Consider the following 25,114-nt stretch of genomic DNA (forward strand, 5'->3'; position numbering starts at 1 on the left):
CGCAATGGCTGACTCCCCCACGCCCGTGCCCGAGACGCAACAGTCCGCCGACACCGCGGTGCCGGTCGAAGTCGTGGCTCTGCCGCTTCTCGGTGCCTGCGGCTGCGGTTCGGGTTGCGGCTGCGGCTGCCAGCAGGGGGCGCCCTGCCAGTGCGGCGGCTGACGCCGTTCTCGTCCGGGACGCGTCCGGGTCCCGTATGAGGCTCGTACGAGAGGAAGGGGCTCGCTCCGTGGGGAGCGGGCCCCTTCGTCGTGCGCTCAACTCGTCCTGCTCTCAGGCCTCGTGGCCCTCGGCGGACTGCAGCCCGCTCCAGGAGCGTCCGCCCTCGTCCTGGGCCGCCCAGTCGTCGAGCAGCTCACGGGCCTCGGCCTCGGGGGCGGCGAGCCAGACCTTCTGGGTGCCGGCCCGGGTGGGGGCGGCCTGCTCGTCGCAGTCGACGGTGCCCGTGCTGCAGCAACTGCAGAGCGCATGGAAGGAGCCGGCCGGCTCGGCCCCCAACTCCCGTACGGAGAAGGCCTCGACGAGGGCGTCGAGGTCGGCGGCCTGCGGTGCGTGCACGGTGACGTGCAGGGTCGGCAGCTCGGAGGGCTCCAGGAGCAGCAGCTCGTCGAAGACGGCGACGGTGCTCTTGCCGTACGTCCGCTCGCCGTTGGGCACTCCGTCGTGGACGACGATCTCGCCGAAGCGGCGGCCCTTGGTCGCGGGCACGTTCAGGACCCGGCCGCGGGTCGGGCAGAGCCGCCGCACCCAGACGACCTCCTGCTCGCCGCCCGTGTCCAGGCGCACGCAGGCGACGCCGAAGTCCGCGGTGATCTCGCCCTCGCCGTCGGGCAGTCGGATCCCGAAGCCCTGCCAGGCGTCGCGTGCGGTGGCCCAGTCGCGCCGGACGGTGGCCGCGATGCCGAGATTCCAGTACGCGGGGTCGCCGGCGCCCCGCGGTGCGCGGGCGGCCGCCTCGCGGCCCAGCTCGTGGGCCTTGGCCCAGTTCCGCAGGAACTTGTACGCGAGCGCGGCGTCGTACCACCACGCGGCGCTGGGCTCCTCGTCCGGATAGTGCGCGAGCACCCGCTCGTACAGCTGGGCCGCCTCGAGCCACTCCTCCCGGTCCCAGGCCTCCTGCGCCCGGCCGACCAGCTTCCCGGCCTCTGCTTGTTCCACGTGCTGTGACCCTCCCCTTGACCTGCGGAGAAGTGTCACATGGGGCACGGCGGGGGTACGGCGGGCGGCGGCGAAATCGGTTTGCGGGAGGCTCGCCCCTGCCCCAGGGTGATCCCATGAACAAGGAACGGCGGCTGCTGCGGCGGGCCGTGGACGAGCGGCTGGTCGTACGGGTGGAGCGCGACGGGCTCGTGCCCGACGAGCCGCTCATCGGCTTCGTCATCGACACGGACCGCGCCTGGACGCTGCTCCTGCTGGTCACCGACTCGATGCTCGACGGGTACGTACTGCTGCGCACCCGGGACGTGACCTCGGTCCGCACGCGCGGCAAGCGCGACGTGGACCGCCGCTGGCAGAAGCGCCACGGCACGTGGCCGCCGCCGGCTCCGCGGCTGTCCCTGGCGGGGACGCGTGAACTCCTGGAGCAGGCGGCGGGCGCGTATCCCCTGGTGGCCGTGTTCCAGGAGGAGTTGGACCCGGACTTCGCGCTGATCGGCAAGGTGGCTTCGCTCGGCAAGAAGTCCCTGCGCCTCCAGGAGATCGACAGCACGGCCGAGTGGCGCCGCAAACCCACCAAGCTCCGCTACACGGACCTCACCCGCATCGACTTCGCGGACCATTACCACGGGGTGCTCCTGGACTTGGGCGGTGCGCCGCCGCGGCTCGCAACGGACGGACTGCGTAAGGGAGCTGGGGCAGGACGGGCCCGCCCCTGAGCATCCATGACGTGATCGTGCAAGGTTTCCTCAAGCTCGGCAGTGCACTCTGAGACCCGTTCTCCGCACGTGGTCCGCACCGGCCTCCGCACGTCGGCCACCCGGACCAGCGGTGAACCATCCGAGGTCACTCAGAAGGGTTCGCGCATGGGTCTCGCAGGAACACCACGCAGGGGAATCGTCACGGTCGCCGCCCTGGCCGCCGCGACGCTCGCGTCGCTGGGGCTGGGTACCTCACCCGCTTCGGCGAGCGCATCCGATGGCTGGGTACGCGGGTACGACCGGGTGTCCGGGGACTGGGGCGACGAAGGCACCTTGGGGAGCCTGCCGCAGTACCACCCGAGGAGCAACGCCACCTGCCTGTGGCAGAAGATCTTGTGGGCCGAAGGCGGGAAGTGGCACAGCGCGGACGGATATGTGCCCTTCAAGTCCAGCATGATCGACGGCACTTGGGACACCAACGTCCACTACGCCACGCAGGATCTCCAGCGCCGCTGGAGCCTGAGCGCCGATGGCCTGGTGGGCGGCGGGACCTTCGGCCGGGCCGACAACCACCTCGTCTACTCGAGCGGCAGCCAGGACCGCGGAGAGCGGCTGGAGCTCACCTACGTCGGCAAGCTCCACAGCTTCGACGTCATCCGTAACACGGAAGGCAAGTACGTCTTCAAGGACCGCCAGGGCGATTGGCGGCAGGCCGGCTACGACTACCTCTCCTGCGGCTGACACCGTCCACGCGCGGAAAACCACGGCCGCCCCCACGCCGGTCACCGCACACGAAAACGCCCCTGAGCCGCGCCGTATGCGCAGCTCAGGGGCGTGATCACGGAACCTACTTCTTCTTGCCCTGGTTCTTGACCGCCTCGATGGCCGCCGCGGCAGCCTCCGGGTCCAGGTACGTGCCGCCCGGGTTCAGGGGCTTGAAGGACGCGTCCAGGTCGTACGCGAGCGGGATGCCCGTGGGGATGTTGAGGCCCGCGATGTCCGCGTCCGAGATGCCGTCCAGGTGCTTGACCAGGGCGCGCAGCGAGTTGCCGTGGGCGGCGACGAGGACGGTGCGGCCGGCCAGGAGGTCAGGGACGATGCCGTCGTACCAGTACGGCAGCATGCGGTGCACGACGTCCTTGAGGCACTCCGTGCGCGGGCGGAGCTCCGGCGGGATGGACGCGTAGCGCGGGTCCTCGGACTGGGAGAACTCGGTGCCGTCCTCGAGCTCCGGCGGCGGAGTGTCGTACGAGCGGCGCCACAGCATGAACTGCTCCTCGCCGAATTCGGCGAGCGTCTGGGCCTTGTCCTTGCCCTGCAGGGCGCCGTAGTGACGCTCGTTCAGGCGCCACGAACGGTGGACCGGGATCCAGTGGCGGTCGGCGGACTCCAGCGCCAGCTGCGCGGTGCGGATCGCGCGCTTCTGGAGCGAGGTGTGCACGACATCGGGGAGCAGGCCGGCGTCCTTGAGCAGCTCACCGCCGCGGACCGCCTCCTTCTCGCCCTTCTCGTTCAGATTGACGTCCACCCAGCCGGTGAACAGGTTCTTGGCGTTCCACTCGCTCTCGCCGTGGCGGAGGAGGATCAGCTTGTACGGTGCGTCGGCCATGGCTCCGAGCCTAATCGAACCCCTGGGCCCCTCGCGCGCGCAGCCCGCGCTGTGGACAAGCTCCGCGACGATTGACGGTTCCTGTTAATCGAGTGGCCCGCCGCCCCCTCCCGCTCGTAACGTGTGAGCACGCCAAGCGCCTCTTACAGACACCACGCGACCAGCCGTTTCCGGGGGGATTCACATGTCGATTGCGAGCATCAAGCAAGCAGCTCGCGAGAGCGTAGCGGGCCTCCCACGGGAGTTCTGGTGGCTCTGGACGAGCACCCTGATCAACCGGCTCGGGGCCTTCGTCGCCACATTTATGGCCCTCTATCTCACGCTCGACCGGGGCTATTCGGCCTCCTACGCGGGACTTGTGGCAGCCCTCCACGGGCTCGGCGGCGTGCTCGGCACCCTGGGCGCCGGGGTGCTCACGGACCGGCTCGGGCGGCGGCCCACCATGTTCCTCGCGCAAGGCGCCACGGCCATCAGCGTCGCGGTGCTCGGCTTCATGGAGCATCCGGTCGCCATCGCGGTCGTGGCCGGTGTGGTCGGTGTGGCCTCCAACGCCTCGCGGCCCGCCGTGCAGGCGATGATGGCCGACATCGTGCGCCCCGAGGACCGCGTGCGGGCCTTCGCGCTCAACTACTGGGCGATCAACCTCGGCTTCGCCTTCTCCTCGATGGCCGCCGGCATCGTCGCCCAGTACAGCTATCTCGCCGGCTTCCTCGGCGAGGCCACGCTGACCATGGCCTGCGCGGTCCTGGTCTTCCTGAAGCTGCCGGAGTCGCGGCCGGAGAAGACCGTGGTCGCGGGCAAGCCGGCCGATCCCGATGCCCGCCCGGCCTCGATGGGGACGGTGATCAAGGACGGCCGCTTCATGGGCGTCGTCGGGCTCAGCTTCCTCATCTCGCTGATCTTCACGCAGAGTTACGTGGGTCTGCCCGTCGCCATGGGTGCGGCGGACTTCTCGCCCTCGGACTTCGGCATGGTGATCGCGGTCAACGGTGTGCTGATCGTGGCCCTGCAGATCCCGGTCACCCGCTTCATCGAGCACCGCGACCCGCAGAAGCTGCTCGTCGTCTCGGCGCTGCTCGCGGGCTACGGCTTCGGTCTGACGGCCTTCGCCGGATCGATCGGCGCGTACGCCCTGACGGTCGTGGTCTGGACCCTGGCCGAGATCATCAACTCGCCCACCCAGATGAGCCTGGTCGTCCGCCTCTCGCCGGTGCACGCCCGCGGCCGCTACCAGGGCATGTACTCGATGTCCTGGTCGGTGGCGGCGCTCGCGGCCCCGCTGATGGCCGGCTTCGTGATCGACCACTACGGCGCCGACTGGCTGTGGGGGGCGACCGCGGTGCTCGGCACGGTGGCGGCGGCCGGCTACTGGCTCCTGATGCGCAACCTGCCCCAGGAGGAGCAGCGGCGCCCGGCGGTCACGGAGCCGGTCGAGCTCCCCGTGACCACCGATGCAAAGGCCGCCGACGCTCAGATCACGGCCTGAGCGCCCGCTGGGCCTCGTACAGATTCCGCGGCCACACCCCGCCGGGCCTGCCATAGGCCTCGGCGCGGGTGTGCAGCTCGCCGGTGAAGTCCGGCACGTCGGTCTGCCCGAACTCGGTGACCTCGCTGATGGCCACGGTCGCGCTGTACGGGGCGATCCCGTCGATCCGTACGCAGCCCGCGCGGCCGTTGGCCACTGTGACGTTCCAGTGCGTGAAGCGGGCTCCGTACAGCGGGCCCGCGCTCGCGTCGCCGCCGTGCGTACCGGTGTTGTCCAGGGTCACGTCCGTGCGGACATTGGCGAAGGGCATGCCGCGGTGGGTGTCGAAGGTGCCCATCCGCATGTCTCCGCGCGACCACACGTTGTACGAGGACAGACCCTCGACGTTGACCCCGTGCAGCTGGGTGCCCGCGGGTGCGGGAACGGTCCGCTCCTCGATCGTGAAGTCCTCGACAAGGTTGTCGTGCGAGCCCTCGCGGCAGTAGTACGGGTGGTGCGAGCCCCGGCCGCCGACGCGCGTCCGCCGCAGCGTGCACGCGGAGGCCGCGATGAACCCGAAGCCGTTGTCCACGTGCCGTACGACGACGTCCTCGGCCCAGCAGTCGTACGCGCACTGGAACGCGAGCCCGTTGTAGCCGAGGTCGAGCAGATGCTGGGCCTGCGGGGTCTCGACGGCCTCCAGGGTCAGGCCCTCGACACCGGAGCCGGTGAGCGGCGCCGCCAGGGTGGTCAGGCGCGGATCCCACTCGGGGCGCACGTCCAGTGGGAGCGGACGCTCGAAGGTGACCCGGCGGCCCTCGACCGAGGTGATACGGACCGGCCACTCGTAGGGCACGTACGAGGTGAGCTTGGTCTTGTCGTCCCAGGTGTAGGCCCGCGCGCCGGGAGAGTCGCCCGCCATGTGCTCCAGGAGCGTGTGGTCCGCGTCGTCCGCGAGGCGCAGCAGGACCAGTTGGCCGCGCCGCAGCCGTGCGGTGTCGGCGACCGTGACCGACCAGTCGCCGCGCGCGGCGGGCTCGACGGTCGTCAGGGTCTCCCACTCGTCTCGCTTGTTGCCGGTCCAGCCCTCGAAGGGCCAGTCCTGGGCCTTGATCGCGGCGATCAGGGAGTCCCAACGGGCCTCGGGGGCCAGCCAGATGAGACCGCCGGCCCAGGACCAGCCGGACTTCGTCCCGCCGTAGCGGCTGCCGTACCTGCCGATCAGCTCGGTCAGGTGCTTGGTGGCCACGAGCCTGGTGCGGCCGCTGCCCGCGCCGCGCAGCACGACACCGCTGTGGCCGATCCGGATGATGCCGTCGATGCGGTACGTGCCGGGCGGGATGAGCACCGTGCCGCCGCCGGCCCGGCCGGCCGCGGCGATGGCACGGTTGATCGCGGGCGCGGCGTCCGCGGAGCCGTCGCTCTTCGCGCCGTACGCGAGGACGTCGGCGCGCACACGCGGGCGCGGGCGGGTGCGGCTGCCGCGGGCGTAGCCGGCGCGGCCTATGTAGGGGATCTGCGGGTGGCTGTAGGGATCGCGGACGAACTCCCGCCACAGCTCGGCCACTTCGCGCCGGGGTGCGGCCGCGGCCGGCGTCCCACCTGCTATCACCGCCGCCGCCACGGCTGTCGCGCCGCCGAGCAGCCCACGTCTGCTGAGCCGGTCCATGAGCACCGCCTTCCCGTATCGCTTCCACGTACCTTTCATATACGTGAACAGCATTCACATCTGCGTCGGCGGTGAGCATGCCACGGCACCCGCGGGTGCGGAAGAGGTCGTGCAGCAGGGAACAGGGCAAGGGGCCCTGCAGCAGCCGACAGGCGGCGAACAGACAGGGAGCGAGCGCTAGTTGTCCCGGGGCTTGGTCAGATGGGCGAACGCGTCCAAGTTCCGCGTCGACTCCCCGCGCGATACCCGCCATGCGTACTCACGGCGGATGGCGGACGCGAAGCCCAGCTCCAGAAGGGTGTTGAAGGAGCCGTCGGCCTCTTCGAGTACGACGCCGAGCAGGCGGTCGATCTCCGGCGGGGTGACCGCCGCCAGCGGGAGCTTGCCCGCGAGGTAGACGTCGCCGAGCTTGTCGACCGCGTAACTCACCCCGTACAGACGCAGATTGCGCTCCAGGAGCCAGCGGTGCACACCCTCGGCGTTCTCGTCGGGGTGGCGGATCACGAAGGCGTTGAGCGAGAGAGCGTGACGGCCCAGGCGCAGCGAGAGGGTCGTCGAGAGCTTGCGGGTGCCGGGGAGCTGCACGACGTACACGCCGGGCTCGGGGGACTCCCAGGCGAGCTCGGCGTCCTTGAGGGCCTCTTCGAGTACGAGCCGGACGTCTTCAGCCATGGTGCGAGCGTACGCGACGGTGCAGCTCGGCCATGGCGGCGGTGTAGACGTCCGCGGTGGCGGACGCGGCCGTGTCCCAGCCGAAGGAGCGGGCGTGCCGGGCGGCGGCCGCGCCCATCTTGTCCACCAGGTGCGGCTTGTCCGCGAAGAGCTCCAGCTTCCGCGCGTACGCGGCCGGGTCGTGGCCCTGGACGAGGAAGCCGCTGACGCCGTCGCGCACGGCCACGGGCAGTCCGCCGACGCTGGCCGCGATCACCGGGGTGCCGGCGGCTTCGGCCTCGATGGCGACGAGCCCGAAGGACTCGCTGTACGAGGGCATGACCAGCACGGACGCGGCCCGGAACCAGTCCGCGAGCTGTTCCTGGCCGACCGGCGGCCGGAACCGTACGACATCGGCGATCCCCAGCTTCGCGGCCAGCTTCTGCAGCTGCTCGGGCTTCGCGAGACCGCTGCCCGAGGGCCCGCCGACCACTGGGACGACCAGGCGGGAGCGCAGCTCGGGGCGGCGGTCGAGCAGGATGTGGACGGCGCGCAGGAGCACGTCGGGGGCCTTGAGGGGCTGGATGCGGCCGGCGAACAGGGGTATCAGGGCGTCCTGCGGCAGACCCAGGCGCTGACGTGCGGCGGCCCGCCCGTCGGCCGGGCGGAAGCGGTCGAGGTTCACGCCGGGGTGGACCACGGCGACCTTGGCGGGATCGGCTGCGTAGTGCCGTACGAGCTCGTCGGCCTCTTCGTCGGTGTTGGCGATCAGCCGGTCGGCGGCCTCGACGATCTGGGTCTCGCCGATCACGCGGGCGGCGGGCTCGGGGGTGTCGCCCTCGGCGAGCGCCGCGTTCTTGACCTTGGCCATGGTGTGCATGGCGTGCACGAGCGGGACGCCCCAGCGTTCGGCGGCGAGCCAGCCGACGTGGCCGCTCAGCCAGTAGTGCGAGTGCACCAGGTCGTAGTAGCCGGGGCGGTGACCGGCCCAGGCGCGCATCACGCCGTGCGTGAACGCGCAGAGCTGGGCGGGCAGTTCTTCCTTCGCGAGACCTTCGTACGGACCTGCGTCCACATGCCGTACGAGGACGCCGGGCGCCAGCTCGACCTTGGGCGGGAGCTGGCCGGTCGTGGCCCGCGTGAAGATCTCGACCTCGATGTTGATCGCGGCGAGGCGCTTGGCGAGCTCGACGATGTAGACGTTCATGCCGCCCGCGTCGCCGGTGCCTGGCTGGTGCAGCGGCGAGGTGTGCACGCTGAGCATCGCGATCCGGCGCGGCCGGCGGGCGCCGCCGGGGAACCTCAGGCGCGGCGGCCCGGACAGCCGCGCGGGCGTCGAGGCGAGCCGTCCGCCGAGCCTGCTCACGTACTGGCTCACGCGCGCGGCCTCCTTCTCACGACATGACTGTGGCGAAGGGCGTGGGCCGCCCTCCGAACCTCCGGAACACCGGAGGTACCCCTTCCTATTCCGTCTGCACCTCCCGGCTTCCTCCGTCTGCACCTCCCGGCTTCCTCCGTATGCACCTTCCAGCTTCCCCCTGGGTGGGCCGGACCGCACGGCCGGGACGCCCCCGCCGGTGGCCGATACTGGACCCATGGCCCGCACCCCCACACGTCCCGTCGGGACCGTGACGCGCGGGACCACCAACCCCAACCGGCTTCGCCGTATGGACCGCTGGATCGCCGAGCGCCACGGGCGCACGCTGCGGTCCGCCGGCGCACCGCTCGCCGTGGATCTCGGCTACGGAGCCGCGCCCTGGACCGCCGTCGAGCTCCTGCACCGGCTGCGCACGGCCGCGCCGGGCGTACGGGTGGTCGGCATCGAGATCGAGCCGGCGCGGGTCGCGGGCGCGAAGCCGTACGAGGAGGAGGGTCTGACCTTCCGGCTCGGCGGCTTCGAGGTGCCCACGGCCGACGCCCCGCACCTGATCCGCGCGGCGAACGTGCTGCGCCAGTACGACGAGGACCAGGTCGCCGAGGTCTGGCGCCGGCTGTGCGCACGGCTGGCGCCCGAGGGGCTGCTGGTCGAGGGCACCTGCGACGAGATCGGGCGGCGCCACGTATGGGTGGCACTGGGCCCCGAGGGCCCCCGGACCGTGACGTTCGCCACGCGGCTCGGCTCCCTGGACCAGCCCTCCGATCTGGCCGAGCGGCTGCCGAAGGCGCTGATCCACCGCAATGTGCCGGGCGAGCCGGTGCACGCCTTCCTGCGGGATTTCGACCGGGCCTGGGCGGCCGCGGCGCCTTTCGCCTCGTACGGGGCACGGCAGCGGTGGATCCGTACGGTGCGGGCGCTGAGCGCGGACTGGCCCGTGGTGGACGGGAGTTCGCGGTGGCGGCAGGGAGAGGTGACGGTGGCGTGGGGCGCGCTTGCTCCCCGTACCGCTGCCGCATAACACCCCGAAGTGGTCGTATTCGCACATACGTTGCGGACCACCACATGAGTGACGCTTGATTTCCGGGGTCTTGCGAGGGAACGCAACGCGGTAGTCATTCGTCAGAAGTGACGGGTGGGGAAGCGGAGTTGGTTTTGCGGTGACGTGTGCGCTGCCGTGTGGTCGACTCCTGTTCTGCGTGACCCTGTCGTATTCCGCGCAGGCGTGGCACCATCCCGAAGTCGTACGGAGTTACTGACGGGCCATCAGATCTGGGGGCATGGGCGTGACCTGCAGGCGAACCTCGACCATTGCGGCCGTGGCGCTGGTCTGCGCCCTGAGCCTGCTCAGCGCACCCGGCAGCGCGATGGCCGCACCTCCGGCAGGCCCGCTCGCGGCGCCGCACGACCGGCCCGACGACCCGAAGCCCGGCAAGCGCGACCTTTCGGAAGTCCGCGAGGAGCTCGACGACCTCTACCACGAGGCCGCGGTCGCGACGGATGCGTACAACGCGGCGGAGGAAGAGGCCAAGAAGCAGTCCGATCAGATCGTGAAGCTGGCCAACAAGATCCAGGATCTGCAGGAGAAGCGCGACGCCCTCAAGGACCGGGCGGGCGCGGCGGCCCGCGCGCAGTACCGCAGCGGCGGGGTGCCCCCGCAGGCGCAGCTGGTGCTCAGCGACAATCCGGAGGAGTTCCTCGACGGCGCCCAGCGCGTGCGCCAGAGCCAGCACGCGACCACCAATTTGATAGGTGAACTGGGCACCACCCAGGAGGACTTGCAGCTCTACGCGAAGGACGCGGGCCAGTACTGGCTGGAGCTGGACCAGCACACCAAGGACCAGGCCAAGCGCAAGAAGAAGATCGAAGCGAAGATCAAGGCCGCCGAGAAGCTGGAGAAGGAGCTCGAGAAGGAGGAGCGCGAGCGGCTCCTCCAGATGGAGCAGGACGCGGAGATCCAGGCCCAGACCGCCTGGCTGGACACCGGCATCCTCAAGGACATCAAGAGCAATGCCTCGGCGCAGGGCAAGAAGGCCGTGGCGTTCGCGACCAAGCAGATCGGCAAGCCCTACGTATGGGGCGCCGAGGGCCCGTCCTCGTACGACTGCTCGGGCCTGACCTCCAAGGCCTGGGCGGCGGCCGGGCGCGGCATACCGCGCACCTCGCAGGAGCAGTGGCGGCAGCTGCCGCGCATCGCGGTGCGCGACATGCGGCCGGGCGACTTGATCATCTATCAGGCCGACGCCAGCCATGTCGGGATGTACATCGGCAACGGCGCGATCGTGCACGCCCCGCGTCCGGGTCGCGATGTCACGGTCGCAGGCGCCGGCTCGATGCCGATACTCGGGGTCGTGCGGCCGGACAAGTAGGCCTTCCGCGGCGCGGTGGGTGAGCCCGGCCGGACGGTCCCGAGTGACCGGGCTCACGTGACCTGTGCCACCCAGGCAACCTCCGTGGCGTGATGTTCGTCATCCCGGTTGGACTCACCGCGTACCGCCGCGTGCCCAATTACGGGGCGGGACGCGGCATATGACACCGGCTCTTTGCAGATCGCCGTTCCAAAACGGTGTCGGCTACCGCTAAGGTCCCCGTCGGCGGAACGTCGTTTCGACTGGTGTCGTGCCGCCGCGCCCTCGGGGGGAGGGAAGGAACCAGAAGGATGCCCGTACCCATACCGCGGCAGAGAGCAGTCCCGGCCGTGGAAGGTGGTCAGGCCCAGACCGCGCCGGACCCCGGCGTGGAGCCCTCACAGGCGCGCACCGCCGGCGCCGAGCACAGCAGTGCCTCCCTCGGGATGACGCTGCTCGTGATCGAGGACGACCCGGCCCAGACGCTGAGCGTGCCCGCACTGCTCGACGCCGCGGGCAAGCCGATCAAGGTGCGTACGGCACGCAACCTCACCGAGGCGGAACGTCTCCTCACCGACGACGTGCACTGCATCCTGCTCGACCTCTCCTTGCCCGCCCCCGGCCGTACGGTCGCCTCGGGCGGTGCGGGCTCGTCGGGCGGTGCGGGCGCGTCGGGAAGCTCGGGCGGCGCGGGCGCTTCGGACGGCGCCGCGGACGAGCTGGGGACGCTCAAGCACGTCCTTCGCCTCGCACCTCGCCATGCCGTGCTCGCGCTCACCGCGAGCAATGACATCGAGCGGGCCACCGAGGCGGTACGGGTGGGCGCCCAGGACTACCTCTTCCGCGACGAGCTGGACAGCCGCGTCCTCACGCGGGCGATCCGCTATGCCGTGGAGCGCAAGCGGGCGGACATCGCCCAGCGCCAGCTCACCGAGTCACGCCTGCGGGCCCAGGAGAACGCCCGCCTGGAGCGCGGTCTGCTGCCCACCCCGCTGCTCGACGGCTCCCCGCTGCGGTTCGCCGCGCGCTACCGGCCCGGCCGCTCGCGCGCGCTGCTCGGCGGCGACTTCTACGACGCCGTACGCACCCCCGACGGCACGGTGCACGCGATGATCGGCGACGTCTGCGGGCACGGGCCCGACGAGGCGGCGCTCGGGGTCGAACTCCGGATCGCCTGGCGCGCCTTGACCTTCGCGGGCCTGTGCGGCGACGAGCTGCTCTCGACGCTCCAGCAGGTCCTTGAGCACGAGCGCCCGGACGACGAGATCTTCGCGACGCTCTGCACGGTCGACATCTCCCCCGACGGCCGCCGCGCGGGCCTGTGCCTGGCCGGCCACCCCTCGCCGCTGATCGCCCGCTCGGGCGGGCTCGCCGAGCTGCTCCCGTACGAGAACAGCGGTCCGGCACTCGGTCTGCTGCCGCGCGCCCGCTGGCCGCGCCAGCAGGTGGAGCTCGGGGGCGCGTGGAGTCTGATGCTCTACACGGACGGCCTGATCGAGGGCCGCGTGGAAGCCGGCAGCAAGCGGCGCCTGGGCCAGGACGGCATGGTCGCGATGGTCCGCCGCCAGATCTCCGAGGGCCTCAGCGGCGACGGTCTGCTCCAGGCCGCGGTCAGCGAGGTCCGCGACCTCAACGGCGGGGAGCTGACGGATGACGTGGCGGTGGTGTTGCTGGAGCGGGGGCCGCGGGCTTGAGCGGGGGCTGCGGGCTTGGGCGCGGGCCGCGGGCCGCGGGCCGTGGGGGTGTGGCTGCGGGCCTGAGTGCGGGTCGGCTGCGGGCCGCGGGCCCGAGTGGGGCCGGGGCCTGAGTGGGGCCGGCCCCCGCTGACCTGAGCGGAGGCCGTGGGCCTGAACGGGGCGCGGGCCTGAGCGCAAGAAAGCGGCGGATCCGTCCCCTGGAGGGATCCGCCGACTGACTGCCCGACGATCCGAAGACCGGTGAGCCGGTGGGCTCAGCGCCCGCCGTTGTACGGACCGTACGGCCCGTCGCTGCTGGAGCCGCCGCGGCGGCCGCCGCCTCCGGTGACCTGCTTGAGCGCGGGGCGGACGTCGACCATGAAGACGATCGTCGCGATGAGACCGGCGATCTGCAGGAACAGCATCGGCACCACGAGGTTCACCAGGACCGTGATGCCGAGGATGATCAGCCAGAAGTTCTTGGTCTGCTTGTCCGCGGCGCGGTAGGCGTCCTCGCGGGCCACGACGGCGAGCACCAGGGCCACCACCGCGAGCACCAGCATCGCCGTGAAGAGCAGCCACATGAAGCCGCCGAACGCTGTCATCAGCACTTCGTCCACCACCTGTGTATCGGGCCACTCGTCGATTCGGGTTCTGCGGCCACCGTACCCGTAGAACGGCCCGGGCACGCCGATCGTGCCCGGGCCGTTCCGCCGTACACCTGCCTTACGCGGCGGACGGCGCTGCTTACACCGCTGAGGTTGCTGCTTGCTCAGCGGACGATGCTGCTTACTCCGCGGAGGTTGCTGCTCGCTCGGCGGACGGTGCTGCTTACTCCGCGGACGGCGCGGTCTTCTTCGCCGCCGTCTTGCGGGCCGGGGCCTTCTTGGCGGCCGGCTTCTTGGCGGGGGCCTTGGCCTCGGCGGGCTCGGGCTCGGTGGCCACCGGGGTGGGAGCGGGCTCGGGGGCCTCCTTGCCCTCGACCGCGATGGCGAGCTCCTCGATCTCCTCGGCCGCCTCGCCGCGCCAGGTCTTCACGGCCTGCTCGCCGCGCTCGGCGACCTCGTCGTACTTCTCGCGGGCCTTGACCGCGTACTCGGCGGCGACGCCGACGCTGCGCAGCGCCAGGTCCTGCGCGGTCTCGCCGAGCTTCTTCAGATCGGGCTCGATGCTGCCGAGCACCTCGGAGACCTTGGCCTGGACGACCTCGCCCACCTCCTTGGCGCGGGCGGCGGCCTTCTCCTGTACGGCCTTCGGGTCGGTGCTGCGTACGGCCTCGAAGCGCTCCGGGGCCTCGGCCTGCACCTTCTCGATCAGCTCGGGAACGCGCTTGGCCTGCTGGACCACGAGGTCCGCGGTGCCGGCGGCGAAGTAGAGGGGCTTGGGGTCGGTGACGGCCTTGCGGATGTCGTCGGTGAGGGCCATGACGTACGTACCTCCGATAGGTATGAGGGTTCTGGCGTCAGTCGCCGTCGGCCGTGCGGGCCTGGTCATCGGCGGTGTCCTTGGCGCCCTTGCTGTGCGGGGCGCCCTTGCTGTCCTTGCCGTTCTGCGCGCTCGTGGGAGCGGTGCCGTTCTCCTTGCGGAACGACTCGTAGATCTGCAGCAGGACCTGCTTCTGCCGCTCGTCGATCGAGGGGTCCGCGAGGATCGCGGCCCGCGTCTCGACCTCGTCACGGTCGCGCTCGTCGAGAATTCCGGCCTGCACGTACAGCGTCTCGGCCGAGATCCGCAGCGCCTTGGCCAGCTGCTGCAGAATCTCCGCGCTCGGCTTGCGAAGGCCGCGCTCGATCTGGCTCAGATACGGATTGGACACCCCGGCGGCATCGGCGAGCTGCCTGAGCGACAACTGCGCATTGCGCCGCTGCTCGCGCAGATACTCACCGAGATTGCCGACGTTGAGCGATGCCATGCCTCGATGGTGCCGCACCGCTGCTAACTATTGCAAGCAGATGCTTGCAATAGTGGTGCACGCCACTGAACCGGCTGAGGAGAATGCTTGGTTGACCTTCACCTTGGGGGAGGCCACAGCATCGGTTGAGCCGGGCAGCGTGCTCGGCATGAGGAGGAACGCGCATGGGGTTGCTGACCATCGGGGCGTTCGCGAAGGCGTCCCGGCTGTCGCAGAAGGCACTGCGTCTTTACGACGAGCTTGGCCTTCTGTCCCCCGCTCGCGTCGACCCGGTGACCGGCTACCGCCACTACGCACCGGAACAACTGGAGCAGGCCAGGCTCGTCGCCTGGCTCCGCCGCCTGGGCATGCCTCTGGCCCGCATCCAGCACGTCTGCACGCTGGATGCGGCCGAGGCAGCCCAGGAGGTCCGGGCGTTCTGGGTTCAGGTCGAGGCCGCCACCGCCGCACGGCGGGACCTGGCCACCTTCCTCATCGACCATCTGTCATGGAAGGACCCTGCCATGTCCGCCACCGCCAAGCCCCTGGGAATCCGGTACGCCGCTCTGTCCGACACAGGCCTGGTCCGCGAGAGCAACCAGGACACCGCCTACGCCGGTCCCCGACTGCTCGCCGTCGCCGACGGCTGCGGCGTCGAAGGAGCCCCGGCCAGCGCAGCCGCCGTCGACGCGCTCAAGCACCTGGAAACCGACAGCATCACGCCAGGCGATCTCCTCAACGTCCTCGAAGACGTCATCGAACAGGCCCAACAGGCTGTGCGCGACGTCGCCGGGAGTGGCTCTTCGCCCGAAGACACCGGCACGACACTCACCGCGATGCTCTGGACCGGATCGCAGCTGGGCCTCGTGCACATCGGCGACTCCCGCGTATACCTGCTGCGCGACGGAGACCTGCGCCAGATCACTCACGACCACACCCTGGTCCAGTCGATGGTCGATGAAGGACGGCTCACCCTGGAAGAAGCCGCCTCCCACCCCCAGCGGTCACTGCTGGTCCGTGCCCTGGGCCAAGGCGCCGACACCACCCCCGACATGCGTCTCCACGATGCCCTGCCGGGTGATCGATATCTGCTTTGCTCCGACGGTCTGTCGACCGTCGTGCCGACCGAAGAAATCCGCCGAGCGCTCTCCGAGATCAGCACGCCCGAGCAGGCCGTCCGCGAACTCATCACCCTCGCCAACGGCTCCGGCGGCCCCGACAACGTCAGCTGCGTGGTCGCCGACGTCACGGAGCTCCGTCAGTAGGAGCGAGTGGCATGCACTTCGAGTTGCACCGGATCCGCTCTCAAGAACTCATCCGCGAGGCCGACTTATACCGGCTCTCCCAGCAAATCAGGAAAGCCAGGCCGACTCCCGGAGCTACGACAAGCCGCACATCGCGACGCAGCCCACTACGCCTGCCGGCCTGGCTCCGAGGATGAACACCCTCTTGATCAGCGGTCGTCAGACTCCCGGGGCTCGGATGGCGTCAGGGAACCGGAGGGCCAGACCGTGGACGATGAGCGCTGGGCCACGTGGCCCGAGCCGTGGGCGGGCACGGACGCCGACATGCGGACCGTCATGGGCGCGATCCCGCGGGAGGTGAAGGACGGGTTCAAGTACGACGAGATCCCCTGGCAGCGGTTCCCGCACTTCTTTGGACCGGGGGAGGAAGTTCCCCGTCGCCTCGGACTGCTTGCCTCAGGAGACGCCGAAGCCGCCGACCGGGCTCTGGGGGAGCTGCGGGAACATCTCCATCATCAGGGCGGCACGATCGCGGTGGGAGCGCTGGCAGTACCGTTCCTGCTCCGGATCGCGGCTACCGGGCCTCCCGGGCTCCGGGCGAGCACCCTTCGCCTGGTCGCCGAGATCGGGCGATGCCAGCGCTTCGGGGACGGAACGCGCGAAGGCCTTCTCCAGGTCACCGAGGATCCGTTGGAGGCGGAGGGCACCACGATGTGTCCGGTGAACTGAACGATTCAGGCTGCTCGCGATGCCATCACGGATGATCTGCACCTTCTGTTCCCTCTCCTCCCCGCTGCCGATCCCGATGTCCGCTCCGCGACCGCCTTCGTCCTGGCGGCGGTGACCAGCGAGTTTCAGCGCGTCTCCGCAACCCTGCACCGCAGGCTGGCGGTGGAAGACGATCCGGTGGTCCGTGTGAGCTTGATCCTGGCGATCGCCCAGCTCGCCCGCGAACACGAGGATGACAATGCTTCGGCATGGACCCGGGGACTGTGGTCGGATCCCGGCCGATCGTCCGAGATCCGCATCGGCGCCGGCCTCGCCTGGCTGTGCCTGGTCGACGATCCCGTCCCCGATGAGCTCCGAGCCCTCCTGACCGACCCAAGTACCGACCGGTGCGGCGACCTGTTCCAGCGCGTGCCGTGGATCGAACCGGTCGACTCCTACGGCAGCGGGCTGCGTCGCTGCATCCGGGAGATGGTCACGCCGGATGTCCGGACCGAAGCATCTGCCGAGGCCGGCTGACCGCCGAGCCCGCTTCGCCCTGCTGCCGAGCCCTCTCCTGCGGCCTCCTCGGCGGGGCACCGAGTCCGTCTCAGGCGTCGTCGTCGGCGTCGTCGCCGGAGTGGAGGACCGTCTCGGCGATGGCACGTACGCGGTCGAGCGTGATGCCGGTGCGTTGTTCGACGGCGAGCGGATGGTCCGTGGGCTCCAGTTCGATGGAGAAGCGCTCGCCTACGGGGCGGGTGTGGACGTGGGTCTTGAGGTTGATGGTGGTCGGCGCATACAGAGGGAGATCCGTGGACAGCCAGCCGAAGTACGGCTCCTCGGCCTCACGACCCGGCGTATCCCAGAGCTCGGCCGCCCTTGCGAAGTTGTCCCGGCTCAGCGAGACCCAGACAGCCCAGGAGAACTTCTCGCCCGTGCCGGCCACCGGTATCTCGATCAGGCCCTTCACGAAGCAGTGCTCCGCTTTGATCACGCACTGATCCGAGGAGAGCAGACAGTCCGGTGCGTCGGCGAAGCTGTGGTGCCAGGCGTGGGGCGCCGTGGTCGAGTAGCTCATCGGCAGTTCTGCGTGGTGCCGGCCGCAGCATGTGCAGGTGAAACCGGGGGTGCTGGTCATGAGCGGGAGACTAGTGTTCGGGGCCGGGCCCCGACCGGCCGAGTCCGGGCATCCCGGATCTTGGTCAATCCGTCTTGCCCGTACGGATGTTGGTCGTGGATCATCCCGGGATGGATGACGTGCCGAGCCGGGTTCCGAGTGCTTTGACCGCGTTGCAGGCCCGGGCGCGGGACGCGGGGTTTGCCATGTCCTGCGAGGGGCGTACGGGCAGTCTGCTGGCGGGGCTCGCCGCCGCGCGGCCCGGAGGGCGGGTGCTCGAGCTCGGTACGGGGGCCGGGGAAGGGACCGCCTGGCTGCTCAGCGGGATGGACCGCGCCTCCGCGCTGACCACCGTCGAGCTCGACGCCGACGTGCAGGCCATCGCCCGGGAGCAGCTGGGTGCGGACCCCCGGGTCACCTTCGTGTGCGGGGACGGCGGCCTGTGGCTCGAGAGCTTCGACGGCGCGCCCTTCGACCTCGTCTTCGCGGATACGTGGCCGGGCAAGTTCACACACCTCGACCGGGCCCTGGAACTCGTGGCGCCCGGCGGGATCTACCTGATCGACGACCTGCTCCCCCAGCCCGGCTGGCCGGACGGCCACGCCGTCTCCGTCGACCGGCTGCTGGCCGAGCTGGACGCACGCGAGGACTTCCGCTGCGTACGCATGGCGTGGGCGAGCGGGCTGCTGATGGCGGTGCGGCGCGCGGGCTGACGGGGGGCAGGGCGGCGCACCGACCGACGGGTCGCGGGCGGCACACGGACCGACGGGTCGCGGGGCGGCCCACGGACTGACGCGTGGCGGGCGGCGCACCGACCGACGGGTGGCGCGGCGGCCCACGGGCCAAGGCGTGGCGGGGCGGCGCACCGACCGACAGGTGGCGGAGCTCGGGCCGGCCCGCGCCGCCCCCTCCTCGGATAGCCCCGGGCCGGGCCTCCCGCGGCGCCCTCTCCTCGGATGCCCCCTCCCCCGCCGCACGGCGGAGGGCCGCGGCCGAGCGTCGTCCTCGCGGGGCAGCCCCACACACCACCCCCGCACCCGCCACCCCCTCCCCCGCCAACACCCTTACCCCACCTCCACGTTGGGCCACATGGGCCGCACACCTGACCGCGCTCGTCGTGCTGCCGAGCGGCCTGCGGCGGATCGTCATGGTGCTCGGTTTCCCCGCCGGGTACACCGACGCCGGCTTCGTGCCGTTCGAGACCTTCGGCGCCAAGGTGTGGATGCTGACGCTCAGCGTGCTCAGCGAGCTGGTGGCGTTGCTGACCATCGGCCTCGTACGGCCGTGGGGCGAGGTCGTGCCGCGGTGGATTCCGCTGGTCGGCGGGCGGGCGGTGCACCCCCTGGCCGCTGTCGTGCCCGCCGCGCTCGGCGCCGCGGCGCTCACCCTCCTGTGGGCCAACGTCCCTTGGTGGTGGACGTATCCGCACGACGACATGACACCGGCCGGCAGCCTCGTCGTCGGCATCCTCTACCAACCACTGATCCTGTGGGGCCCGCTCACCGCGGCCGTCGCGTACTCCTACTACCGTCGCCATCGCCCCGCCACCCGAGGCACCATCGGGTCATGAGCCTGGCGACCGCGTTCACGGAGCTGTCCGGTGTGGAGCACCCCATCGCCCTTGCCCCCATGGGCGGTTCGGCAGGCGGGGCACTGGCCGGGGCGGTGTCGCGGGGCGGCGGGCTCGGGATGCTGGGCAGCGGGGACGGGGACCCCGAGTGGCTGGCACGCGAGGTGACCCTCCTCGACGAGGCGAGGGCGGGCCGGCCCTGGGGGATCGGGTTCCTGACCTGGGCGGTCACCGGCGAACGGGTCGCGCAGGCACTGGAGTTGGGGCCCTCGGCGGTGATGCTGTCGTTCGGCGATCCGGGCCCCTGTGCGCAGCTCGTACGGGATGCGGGCGCGTTGTTGATGCTCCAGGTGACCGATCTGGAGGAGGCGCGCAGGGCGGTCGATCTGGGCGCCGATGTGATCGTGGCACAGGGCACCGAGGCCGGTGGGCACGGTGCGGTGCGCGGGCGCTCGACGCTGCCGTTCGTACCGGCCGTGGTGGATCTCGCGGATCCGACTCCCGTACTGGCGGCGGGCGGCATCGCCGACGGCCGCGGGGTGGCGGCGGCTCTCGCGCTCGGCGCCGCCGGGGCGCTGCTCGGCACCCGCTTCCAGGCCACGGCGGAGTCCCTGGTCGATCCGGACACGGCCGCGGCGCTCGTCGCGGCGAGCGGGCAGGACACCGAGCGCAGCCGGGTGCTCGACCTCGCGCGCGGTTCGTCCTGGCCCGCCGGATACGCGGCCCGCACGCTCGGCCATCCCTTCCTCGACGTATGGCGCGGCCGGGAGGACGAACTGGCCGACGCCGCCGGCGATGTACGCAGGGAGTACGAGGAGGCGGTGGCGCGCGGGAGGATCCCCGCGCTGCCGCAGTGGGCGGGTGAGGGCGTGGACCTGATCGGCGATCTGCCGTCCGCCGCCGCCCTCGTCCCGGCCCTGGCCGCGCAGGCGGAACGGACGCTGGAACGGGCGCTGGGCCGTGCGGCCGGCGGGGGTCACCCGGACACACCTGAGCATCCGCCCGCCACGAACCACCCGGACACACCTGAGCATCCGCCCATCGCCAACCACCCGGACACGCCCCGGCGCCACCCAGCCACGGACACCTGAGTAGGAGAACTCATGCCGGCTCCAGCACACGGCTGACAGTCTGCGGGCATGACGAGCAGCGGACCGGTCATGACAAGCGGCACAGGCGACGCGAGCAGCACAGCGAATGCGCCGGACGCGCCGGACACACCAAGTGGCCGACCCGCCCTGACAGTTCTGCACCTGCTGCTCGTCTGGGCCTCGATGACGGTCACCGTTCCCGCGCTCGGGTTCGGGATCGTGATGTCCGGATGGGGTGGCGGGCAAGGCGCCGCGCTGCTCACGCTCGCGGTCGGAGTGCCGCTCACCGTAGGGCTGTTGGCCATCATGGGGACGCCCGTACGGGACGTGGTGCCGCTGTGCGCGTCCACCGCAGGACGCTTCGGCTGGGCGGCGCTCGTCTTCGCCGCCGGCAGCGCCGGCGCCGCCGCGGGCGTGCTCGCGTACGGCGAGGACGTCGATCTGGGCGGCGCCGGGACGCGGATCGCGCTGGCGGGCGTGCCGTACGCCGTGGCCGCGGCGTTCTTCGTGCCGAGCCGACGGGTACGCGTCGGCGCGGCGGCCGTGCTCGCGCTCGGCGTCGTCTACGGGGGATACGTCGGCCCCGCGCAGGCAGAACGGCGCGCACACGCGGCGGAGATCGCGGAGTACCGGGAACAGTCCGAGCTGCTCCGCCTGGGCAGCACGCCCGCCGGGACGACACTCTCCCGGGCCCACCTCGGGCCCGGCTCCTTCAGCGTCGCCTACCATCCGGCCCGCGCGAACGACGCAGGCCACGTGGGCCTCACGGTGGGCCGCCCGCCCACACCTGCCCCGGCACCGGTCTGCCCCGAGATCCTCGGCGAGGGCGTGACCTGCGACGTGGACGCGCGGGGCGTGCTGCGCATGGTCCACGCCTTCCCGGACGGCGGGCGCGCCATCACCCTCATCCGCTACGACGGTCCGCTGGAGCTCCGCGTCGAGAGCCAGTCCCTGGACGAGCGCGGGCTGCGCCGGCTCCTCGGCTCCGTACGGCCGATGACGGACGCGGAGCTGGAGGACCTGATGCGGGAGAGGCTCATCGAGCGAAGCTTCTGAGCGCTCTGCCTCTCGTACCGCGCCGCTCACCCTCACCGGCGCACCTCACCCGCGCGCCTCGCCCGCGCACCTCGCCCGCGCCCCCCGCCCCACATCTCCCGCCCCACATCTCCCGCCCCACGCCCCCTCGCCCCCCGCCCCCTCGCCCCGAAGTACCCACCTTTTTGTACGTACTTGGCACCCCCCACCCCATGCACCAAGCTGATCGCAGGCGGTCAGCGGGCCGCCGGCAGCAGATCGCCGCCGAGGCGGTCGAGGCGGCGGTGCCCCCAGTCCGAGAGCGGAGCCAGGGCGTCGGCCAGATCCTGACCGAAGGGAGTGAGGGAGTACTCGGTCTTCAGGGGCAGCACATCGTGCACCTCCCTGTGGACCAGACCGTCGTCCGCCATTTCGCGCAGCGCCTGGGTGAGCACCTTCTCGCTCAGACCGGGCAGCTGCCTGCGCAGGGCGCCGGGGCGCTGCGGGCCCTGCTCGAGGAGCCAGAGCAGCCCCGTCTTCCACTTGCCGTCGATCACGGCGATCGCGGCGGTCACTCCGCACACGTTCAGGTCCTGGGCGCGGCCGCGCGTCATCGGGGCCCCTTTCCTCTGCTGCCGCAGACATCTTCGTTATCCGGTACGGGAGTTGAAATCATGTCCGTCCAGTCGTCCCACCAGTCCGAACACCCCGCCCCCGCCCGTTCTTCCGTCACGGTCCTGGGTCTCGGTCCCATGGGCCGCGCCCTGGCCGGCGCCTTCCTCGCCGCAGGGGTGCGGACCACTGTGTGGAACCGGACACCGGGCCGGGACCGCGAGCTGGTCGCACAGGGAGCCGCGGGGGCGTCGACCGTCCAAGAGGCGGTCACGGCAAGCGAGTTGGTCGTGGTGTGCGTGGTGAACTACGACGCCTCCGACTCCCTTCTGCGCAACGACGAGGTCACCACCGCGCTCAAGGGCCGCACCCTCCTGAACCTCACCGCCGACACCCCGGACCGCTCCCGCGACAGCGCACAGTGGGCGGCGGAGCACGGGATCCGTTACCTCGACGGCGCGATCATGACGCCCACGACCACGATCGGCACCCCGCACGCGGTCCTCCTGCACGCGGGGCCCGCCGATCTGTACGCCGAGCACAAGCCCGTGCTGGACGCCCTCGGCGGCACGCACACCCACCTCGGCGAGGACATCGGGCGGGCGGCCGCGTACGACATCGCGCTGCTCGACATCTTCTGGACGGCGATGGCGGGCTACGCCCACGCGCTGGCCGTGGCGAAGGCGGAGGGGATCGGCGCCGGGGAGCTCGTCCCGTTCGCCAAGGGGATCGCCGACATCCTGCCGCCGATCTTCGAGGGGACCGCGGCCGAGGTGGACCGGGGCACCTACTCCGGCGAGGACAACCCGATCACCTCGGCCGCGTCCTCGATGGCCCACATCATCCACGCCTCGGAGTCCCACGGCATCGACGCGGGCGTGATGCGTGCGGCGGAGGGTCTCGCCCGGCGGGTGATCGGTCTCGGGCACGGCAAGGACGGGTTCGTACGGATCGCCGAGGTCCTGGGCCGCCGCTGAGCCGCGAGCCCCCAGGACGCCATCCCCGCCGGTAAGCCGCGAGCCCTCCAGGACGCCATCCCCACCGGTACGCCGCGAGCCCCCAGGACGCCACCCCCACCGGTAAGCCGCAAGCCCAGCAGAACGCCCACCCCACCGGTTTTGCCGAACCGGCAACCGAAGTGGCCCGTCCGGCCCGCCCCTCCGAATGATGGAGTCACCGGGCCGGACAGCCGGCCGGGACCACGGCTGGAGGAACGGATGGCTGAGCACAAGTCGGCGCCCACCCGAGAGCACGCCCCGGAGCACCGCACGATCCCGACCGAGGACGGCGGCCGGATCCATCTCGTCGAGCAGGGCCCGAGCGACGGACCGCTGGTGCTCCTGGTGCACGGTTTCCCCGAGTTCTGGTACTCGTGGCGCCACCAGCTCCCGGCCCTCGCCGCCGCCGGCCACCGCGCCGTGGCCGTGGATGTCCGCGGCTACGGCCGCTCCGCCAAACCGGCCGCCCCCGAGGCGTACCGGATGCGGAACCTGGTCGCGGACAACGTCGCCGTCGTACGGGCCCTCGGCGAGGAATCCGCCGTGGTCGTCGGCCACGACTGGGGCGCGACGATCGCCGCGCACTCGGCGCTGCTGCACCCCGAGGTCTTCCGGGCCGTGGGACTCCTCAGCGTCCCCTACACCCCGCCGGGCGGCCCACGGCCGAGCGAGATCTTCTCCCGACTGGGCGGCCCGGACAAGGAGTTCTACGTCTCGTACTTCCAGGAGCCGGGCCGCGCCGAGGCCGAGATCGAACCGGACGTGCACGGCTGGCTCGCCGGCTTCTACGCGGCCCTGTCCGCCGACACCATGCCCCCGCCCGGCGCCCCCGATCCGCACTTCCTCACCAAGGGCGGGACTCTGCGCGACCGCTTCCCCACGAAGCGGCCCGCCTGGCTCGGTGACGCCGAACTCGCCGCGTATACGGAGGAGTTCGAGCGCACGGGACTGACCGGCGCCCTCAACCGCTACCGCTGCATGGACCGCGACTGGCAGGAACTCGCCCCGTACGAGGGCGCCCCGCTCACCCAGCCGTCCCTTTTCCTCGGCGGCACCGAGGACGCGTCCACCACCTGGCTCGCGGCCGCGATCGACGCGTATCCGCAGACGCTCCCCGGTCTGACCTCCTGCCATCTCCTCGAAGGCGCGGGCCACTGGCTGCAGCAGGAGCGCCCCGACGAGGTCAACCGTCACCTCACGGAGTGGCTGGCCACCCTCTGAGCCGCGCGTGGGGTCACGGCCGCCGCGCCCGGTTCCACTCGTCCTTCATCGCATACGCATCGGCCACCGGCCCCAGGTGCCCGAGCTTGTCGGGATTGATCACGGAGCGGATCGCGGTGATGCGGCCGTCCACGATGTCGAGCACGACCGCCACGGCCACCTTGCCGTCGCGGTCGCGGAAGAGGGCGCCCGGCTGGCCGTTGATCTCCTGGGCGTCCACGATCGTGCCGATCGAGAAGATGGGCGGGAAGGCGCCGGCGATGAGGCGCGCGACCTTGTCGATGCCCCGGACGAACCGCGCCAGCTGCGGCGCCTTGCCGCCGCCGTCGCCCACCAACTGGACGTCGGCGGCGAGGAGTTCCTGCAGGCTCTCGACGCTTCCTTCGCGCAGCGCCGCGAAGAACCGCGCCGCCAGCTCGTCGCGCTCCTTGCGGTCCGCGTCGAAGCGGGTGCGGCCCTCCTCCATGTGCTTGCGCGCCCGTGCCGACAGCTGCCGGCACGCCGCCTCCGTACGGCCGACGGCCTCGGCGACCTCGGGATAGCCGAAGCCGAAGACCTCGCGCAGCACGAACACCGCACGCTCCAGCGGGCTCAGCCGCTCCAGGAGCAGCAGCGCCGCCATGGACACGGAGTCGGCCAGTTCGGCCGCCCGCGCCGGGTCCTCGTAGGGATCGGTGAGCAGCGGCTCGGGCAGCCACTCGCCGACGTACTCCTCACGCCGTACGCGCGCCGAGCGCAGCACGTCGATGGAGATCCGGGTGACCACAGTGGACAGGAAGGACTTGAGCGAGTCGGGGCGGGTCGTGGTCGTCTCGTAGCGCAGCCAGGTCTCCTGGACGGCGTCCTCCGCCTCGCCGACGCTGCCGAGGATGCGGTACGAGATGGAGAAGAGCAGCGGTCGCAGCTGCTCGAACTCCTCGGCCCGGTCCATGACTCGGGTCCCCGCGCCTGCGCCTGCCATCCCCAGCTCCTCCCCGTCGCACGGGCCTTCGGACACG

28 protein-coding genes are annotated in these 25,114 nt (G+C 71.3%); 17 read left to right on the forward strand and 11 right to left on the reverse strand.

Going from position 1 to position 25,114, the window contains the following annotated elements; genetic code table 11:
- Positions 1 to 4 precede the first annotated feature (4 nt).
- Complete coding sequence (locus H9Y04_RS29105; protein ID WP_187817026.1) at positions 5 to 163, forward strand: hypothetical protein; 159 nt, start codon at positions 5 to 7, stop codon at positions 161 to 163.
- Between the two features lie 111 nt (positions 164 to 274).
- Here the strand turns inward: H9Y04_RS29105 and H9Y04_RS29110 are convergent, their stop codons facing one another.
- The gene (locus H9Y04_RS29110; protein WP_187817027.1) at positions 275 to 1,159 is read right to left on the reverse strand and encodes a tetratricopeptide repeat protein; all 885 of its coding nucleotides are present in this window, start codon (positions 1,157 to 1,159) and stop codon (positions 275 to 277) included.
- A 116-nt stretch (positions 1,160 to 1,275) separates the two neighbouring features.
- Between H9Y04_RS29110 and H9Y04_RS29115 the strand changes: the two genes are divergently transcribed.
- Positions 1,276 to 1,875, forward strand: a complete 600-nt coding sequence (locus tag H9Y04_RS29115; RefSeq protein ID WP_187817028.1) for a hypothetical protein — start codon at positions 1,276 to 1,278, stop codon at positions 1,873 to 1,875.
- Positions 1,876 to 2,022: 147 nt separating this feature from the next.
- Positions 2,023 to 2,598 carry a Tat pathway signal protein gene (locus tag H9Y04_RS29120; RefSeq protein ID WP_187817029.1) on the forward strand — a complete coding sequence of 192 codons (576 nt, stop codon included), beginning with the start codon at positions 2,023 to 2,025 and terminating at the stop codon, positions 2,596 to 2,598.
- A gap of 106 nt (positions 2,599 to 2,704) precedes the next feature.
- Here the strand turns inward: H9Y04_RS29120 and H9Y04_RS29125 are convergent, their stop codons facing one another.
- The gene (locus tag H9Y04_RS29125) at positions 2,705 to 3,466 is read right to left on the reverse strand and encodes a phosphoglyceromutase (protein ID WP_187817030.1); all 762 of its coding nucleotides are present in this window, start codon (positions 3,464 to 3,466) and stop codon (positions 2,705 to 2,707) included.
- A gap of 184 nt (positions 3,467 to 3,650) precedes the next feature.
- On the opposite strand from H9Y04_RS29125, the gene H9Y04_RS29130 reads away from it, so the two are divergent.
- Positions 3,651 to 4,952, forward strand: coding sequence for an MDR family MFS transporter (locus tag H9Y04_RS29130; RefSeq protein ID WP_187817031.1), 1,302 nt, complete (start codon positions 3,651 to 3,653; stop codon positions 4,950 to 4,952).
- On the opposite strand, the gene H9Y04_RS29135 is transcribed toward H9Y04_RS29130, so the two are convergent.
- On the reverse strand, positions 4,942 to 6,600 hold the full coding sequence (locus H9Y04_RS29135) for a glycosyl hydrolase family 28-related protein (RefSeq protein ID WP_187817032.1): 1,659 nt from the start codon (positions 6,598 to 6,600) through the stop codon (positions 4,942 to 4,944). The genes H9Y04_RS29130 and H9Y04_RS29135 overlap by 11 nt on opposite strands.
- A 43-nt stretch (positions 6,601 to 6,643) precedes the next feature.
- Here H9Y04_RS29135 and H9Y04_RS29140 point away from each other — a divergent pair, with 43 nt between their 5' ends.
- The gene (locus tag H9Y04_RS29140) at positions 6,644 to 6,781 is read left to right on the forward strand and encodes a hypothetical protein (protein ID WP_187817033.1); all 138 of its coding nucleotides are present in this window, start codon (positions 6,644 to 6,646) and stop codon (positions 6,779 to 6,781) included.
- Here H9Y04_RS29140 and H9Y04_RS29145 read toward each other — a convergent pair.
- A complete protein-coding gene (locus H9Y04_RS29145; protein WP_187817034.1) occupies positions 6,778 to 7,272 on the reverse strand; it encodes a type III secretion system chaperone family protein in 495 nt (164 codons plus the stop codon). The two genes, H9Y04_RS29140 and H9Y04_RS29145, sit on opposite strands and share 4 nt — an antisense overlap.
- Positions 7,265 to 8,629, reverse strand: coding sequence for a D-inositol-3-phosphate glycosyltransferase (gene mshA, locus H9Y04_RS29150; protein ID WP_187817035.1), 1,365 nt, complete (start codon positions 8,627 to 8,629; stop codon positions 7,265 to 7,267). Before mshA ends, H9Y04_RS29145 begins: the two co-directional genes overlap by 8 nt.
- A gap of 217 nt (positions 8,630 to 8,846) precedes the next feature.
- Here mshA and H9Y04_RS29155 point away from each other — a divergent pair, with 217 nt between their 5' ends.
- The 3 genes from H9Y04_RS29155 to H9Y04_RS29165 all read left to right on the forward strand — a co-directional run bounded on the left by H9Y04_RS29155 (position 8,847) and on the right by H9Y04_RS29165 (position 12,668).
- Positions 8,847 to 9,647, forward strand: coding sequence for a class I SAM-dependent methyltransferase (locus H9Y04_RS29155; protein ID WP_187817036.1), 801 nt, complete (start codon positions 8,847 to 8,849; stop codon positions 9,645 to 9,647).
- Positions 9,648 to 9,906: 259 nt separating this feature from the next.
- A complete protein-coding gene (locus H9Y04_RS29160; RefSeq protein ID WP_187817037.1) occupies positions 9,907 to 10,995 on the forward strand; it encodes a C40 family peptidase in 1,089 nt (362 codons plus the stop codon).
- Positions 10,996 to 11,285: 290 nt separating this feature from the next.
- Positions 11,286 to 12,668, forward strand: coding sequence for a PP2C family protein-serine/threonine phosphatase (locus H9Y04_RS29165; protein WP_187817038.1), 1,383 nt, complete (start codon positions 11,286 to 11,288; stop codon positions 12,666 to 12,668).
- A 257-nt stretch (positions 12,669 to 12,925) separates the two neighbouring features.
- Here H9Y04_RS29165 and H9Y04_RS29170 read toward each other — a convergent pair whose 3' ends face one another.
- The 3 genes from H9Y04_RS29170 to H9Y04_RS29180 all read right to left on the reverse strand — a co-directional run bounded on the left by H9Y04_RS29170 (position 12,926) and on the right by H9Y04_RS29180 (position 14,562).
- Complete coding sequence (locus tag H9Y04_RS29170) at positions 12,926 to 13,255, reverse strand: DUF2516 family protein (RefSeq protein WP_214661743.1); 330 nt, start codon at positions 13,253 to 13,255, stop codon at positions 12,926 to 12,928.
- 226 nt (positions 13,256 to 13,481) lie between these two features.
- Positions 13,482 to 14,075: a hypothetical protein gene (locus tag H9Y04_RS29175; protein ID WP_187817039.1), complete on the reverse strand. Its 594-nt coding sequence runs from the start codon at positions 14,073 to 14,075 to the stop codon at positions 13,482 to 13,484.
- 37 nt (positions 14,076 to 14,112) lie between these two features.
- A complete protein-coding gene (locus tag H9Y04_RS29180) occupies positions 14,113 to 14,562 on the reverse strand; it encodes a helix-turn-helix domain-containing protein (RefSeq protein WP_187817040.1) in 450 nt (149 codons plus the stop codon).
- A 164-nt stretch (positions 14,563 to 14,726) separates the two neighbouring features.
- Here H9Y04_RS29180 and H9Y04_RS29185 point away from each other — a divergent pair, with 164 nt between their 5' ends.
- From H9Y04_RS29185 to H9Y04_RS29195, 3 genes are all read left to right on the forward strand, one after another.
- Positions 14,727 to 15,806 (forward strand): MerR family transcriptional regulator, encoded by a 1,080-nt coding sequence (locus H9Y04_RS29185; RefSeq protein WP_187817041.1) that lies wholly within the window; start codon positions 14,727 to 14,729, stop codon positions 15,804 to 15,806.
- Between the two features lie 246 nt (positions 15,807 to 16,052).
- Positions 16,053 to 16,514 carry a hypothetical protein gene (locus tag H9Y04_RS29190; protein ID WP_214661749.1) on the forward strand — a complete coding sequence of 154 codons (462 nt, stop codon included), beginning with the start codon at positions 16,053 to 16,055 and terminating at the stop codon, positions 16,512 to 16,514.
- A 111-nt stretch (positions 16,515 to 16,625) separates the two neighbouring features.
- Complete coding sequence (locus H9Y04_RS29195; protein WP_187817113.1) at positions 16,626 to 17,030, forward strand: hypothetical protein; 405 nt, start codon at positions 16,626 to 16,628, stop codon at positions 17,028 to 17,030.
- Between the two features lie 70 nt (positions 17,031 to 17,100).
- On the opposite strand, the gene H9Y04_RS29200 is transcribed toward H9Y04_RS29195, so the two are convergent.
- A complete protein-coding gene (locus H9Y04_RS29200; RefSeq protein ID WP_187817042.1) occupies positions 17,101 to 17,631 on the reverse strand; it encodes a DUF2199 domain-containing protein in 531 nt (176 codons plus the stop codon).
- Between the two features lie 110 nt (positions 17,632 to 17,741).
- On the opposite strand from H9Y04_RS29200, the gene H9Y04_RS29205 reads away from it, so the two are divergent.
- From H9Y04_RS29205 to H9Y04_RS29220, 4 genes are all read left to right on the forward strand, one after another.
- Positions 17,742 to 18,323 (forward strand): O-methyltransferase, encoded by a 582-nt coding sequence (locus H9Y04_RS29205; RefSeq protein ID WP_187817043.1) that lies wholly within the window; start codon positions 17,742 to 17,744, stop codon positions 18,321 to 18,323.
- Positions 18,324 to 18,727: 404 nt separating this feature from the next.
- Positions 18,728 to 19,180 (forward strand): hypothetical protein, encoded by a 453-nt coding sequence (locus H9Y04_RS29210; protein WP_308801137.1) that lies wholly within the window; start codon positions 18,728 to 18,730, stop codon positions 19,178 to 19,180.
- Positions 19,177 to 20,271, forward strand: coding sequence for a nitronate monooxygenase (locus tag H9Y04_RS29215; protein ID WP_187817044.1), 1,095 nt, complete (start codon positions 19,177 to 19,179; stop codon positions 20,269 to 20,271). Before H9Y04_RS29210 ends, H9Y04_RS29215 begins: the two co-directional genes overlap by 4 nt.
- Positions 20,272 to 20,340: 69 nt before the next feature.
- Positions 20,341 to 21,327, forward strand: coding sequence for a hypothetical protein (locus H9Y04_RS29220; RefSeq protein ID WP_236071587.1), 987 nt, complete (start codon positions 20,341 to 20,343; stop codon positions 21,325 to 21,327).
- A gap of 215 nt (positions 21,328 to 21,542) precedes the next feature.
- Here the strand turns inward: H9Y04_RS29220 and H9Y04_RS29225 are convergent, their stop codons facing one another.
- A complete protein-coding gene (locus H9Y04_RS29225; RefSeq protein ID WP_187817045.1) occupies positions 21,543 to 21,899 on the reverse strand; it encodes a winged helix-turn-helix transcriptional regulator in 357 nt (118 codons plus the stop codon).
- A 60-nt stretch (positions 21,900 to 21,959) separates the two neighbouring features.
- Between H9Y04_RS29225 and H9Y04_RS29230 the strand changes: the two genes are divergently transcribed.
- On the forward strand, positions 21,960 to 22,874 hold the full coding sequence (locus tag H9Y04_RS29230) for an NAD(P)-dependent oxidoreductase (protein WP_187817046.1): 915 nt from the start codon (positions 21,960 to 21,962) through the stop codon (positions 22,872 to 22,874).
- A gap of 240 nt (positions 22,875 to 23,114) precedes the next feature.
- Positions 23,115 to 24,116, forward strand: coding sequence for an alpha/beta fold hydrolase (locus tag H9Y04_RS29235; RefSeq protein WP_187817047.1), 1,002 nt, complete (start codon positions 23,115 to 23,117; stop codon positions 24,114 to 24,116).
- Between the two features lie 13 nt (positions 24,117 to 24,129).
- Here H9Y04_RS29235 and H9Y04_RS29240 read toward each other — a convergent pair whose 3' ends face one another.
- A complete protein-coding gene (locus tag H9Y04_RS29240; protein WP_187817108.1) occupies positions 24,130 to 25,047 on the reverse strand; it encodes an RNA polymerase sigma-70 factor in 918 nt (305 codons plus the stop codon).
- Positions 25,048 to 25,114: the final 67 nt, after the last annotated feature.

It is taken from the genome of Streptomyces polyasparticus, assembly GCF_014493765.1.
In the GTDB taxonomy this organism is placed as follows: domain Bacteria; phylum Actinomycetota; class Actinomycetes; order Streptomycetales; family Streptomycetaceae; genus Streptomyces; species Streptomyces polyasparticus.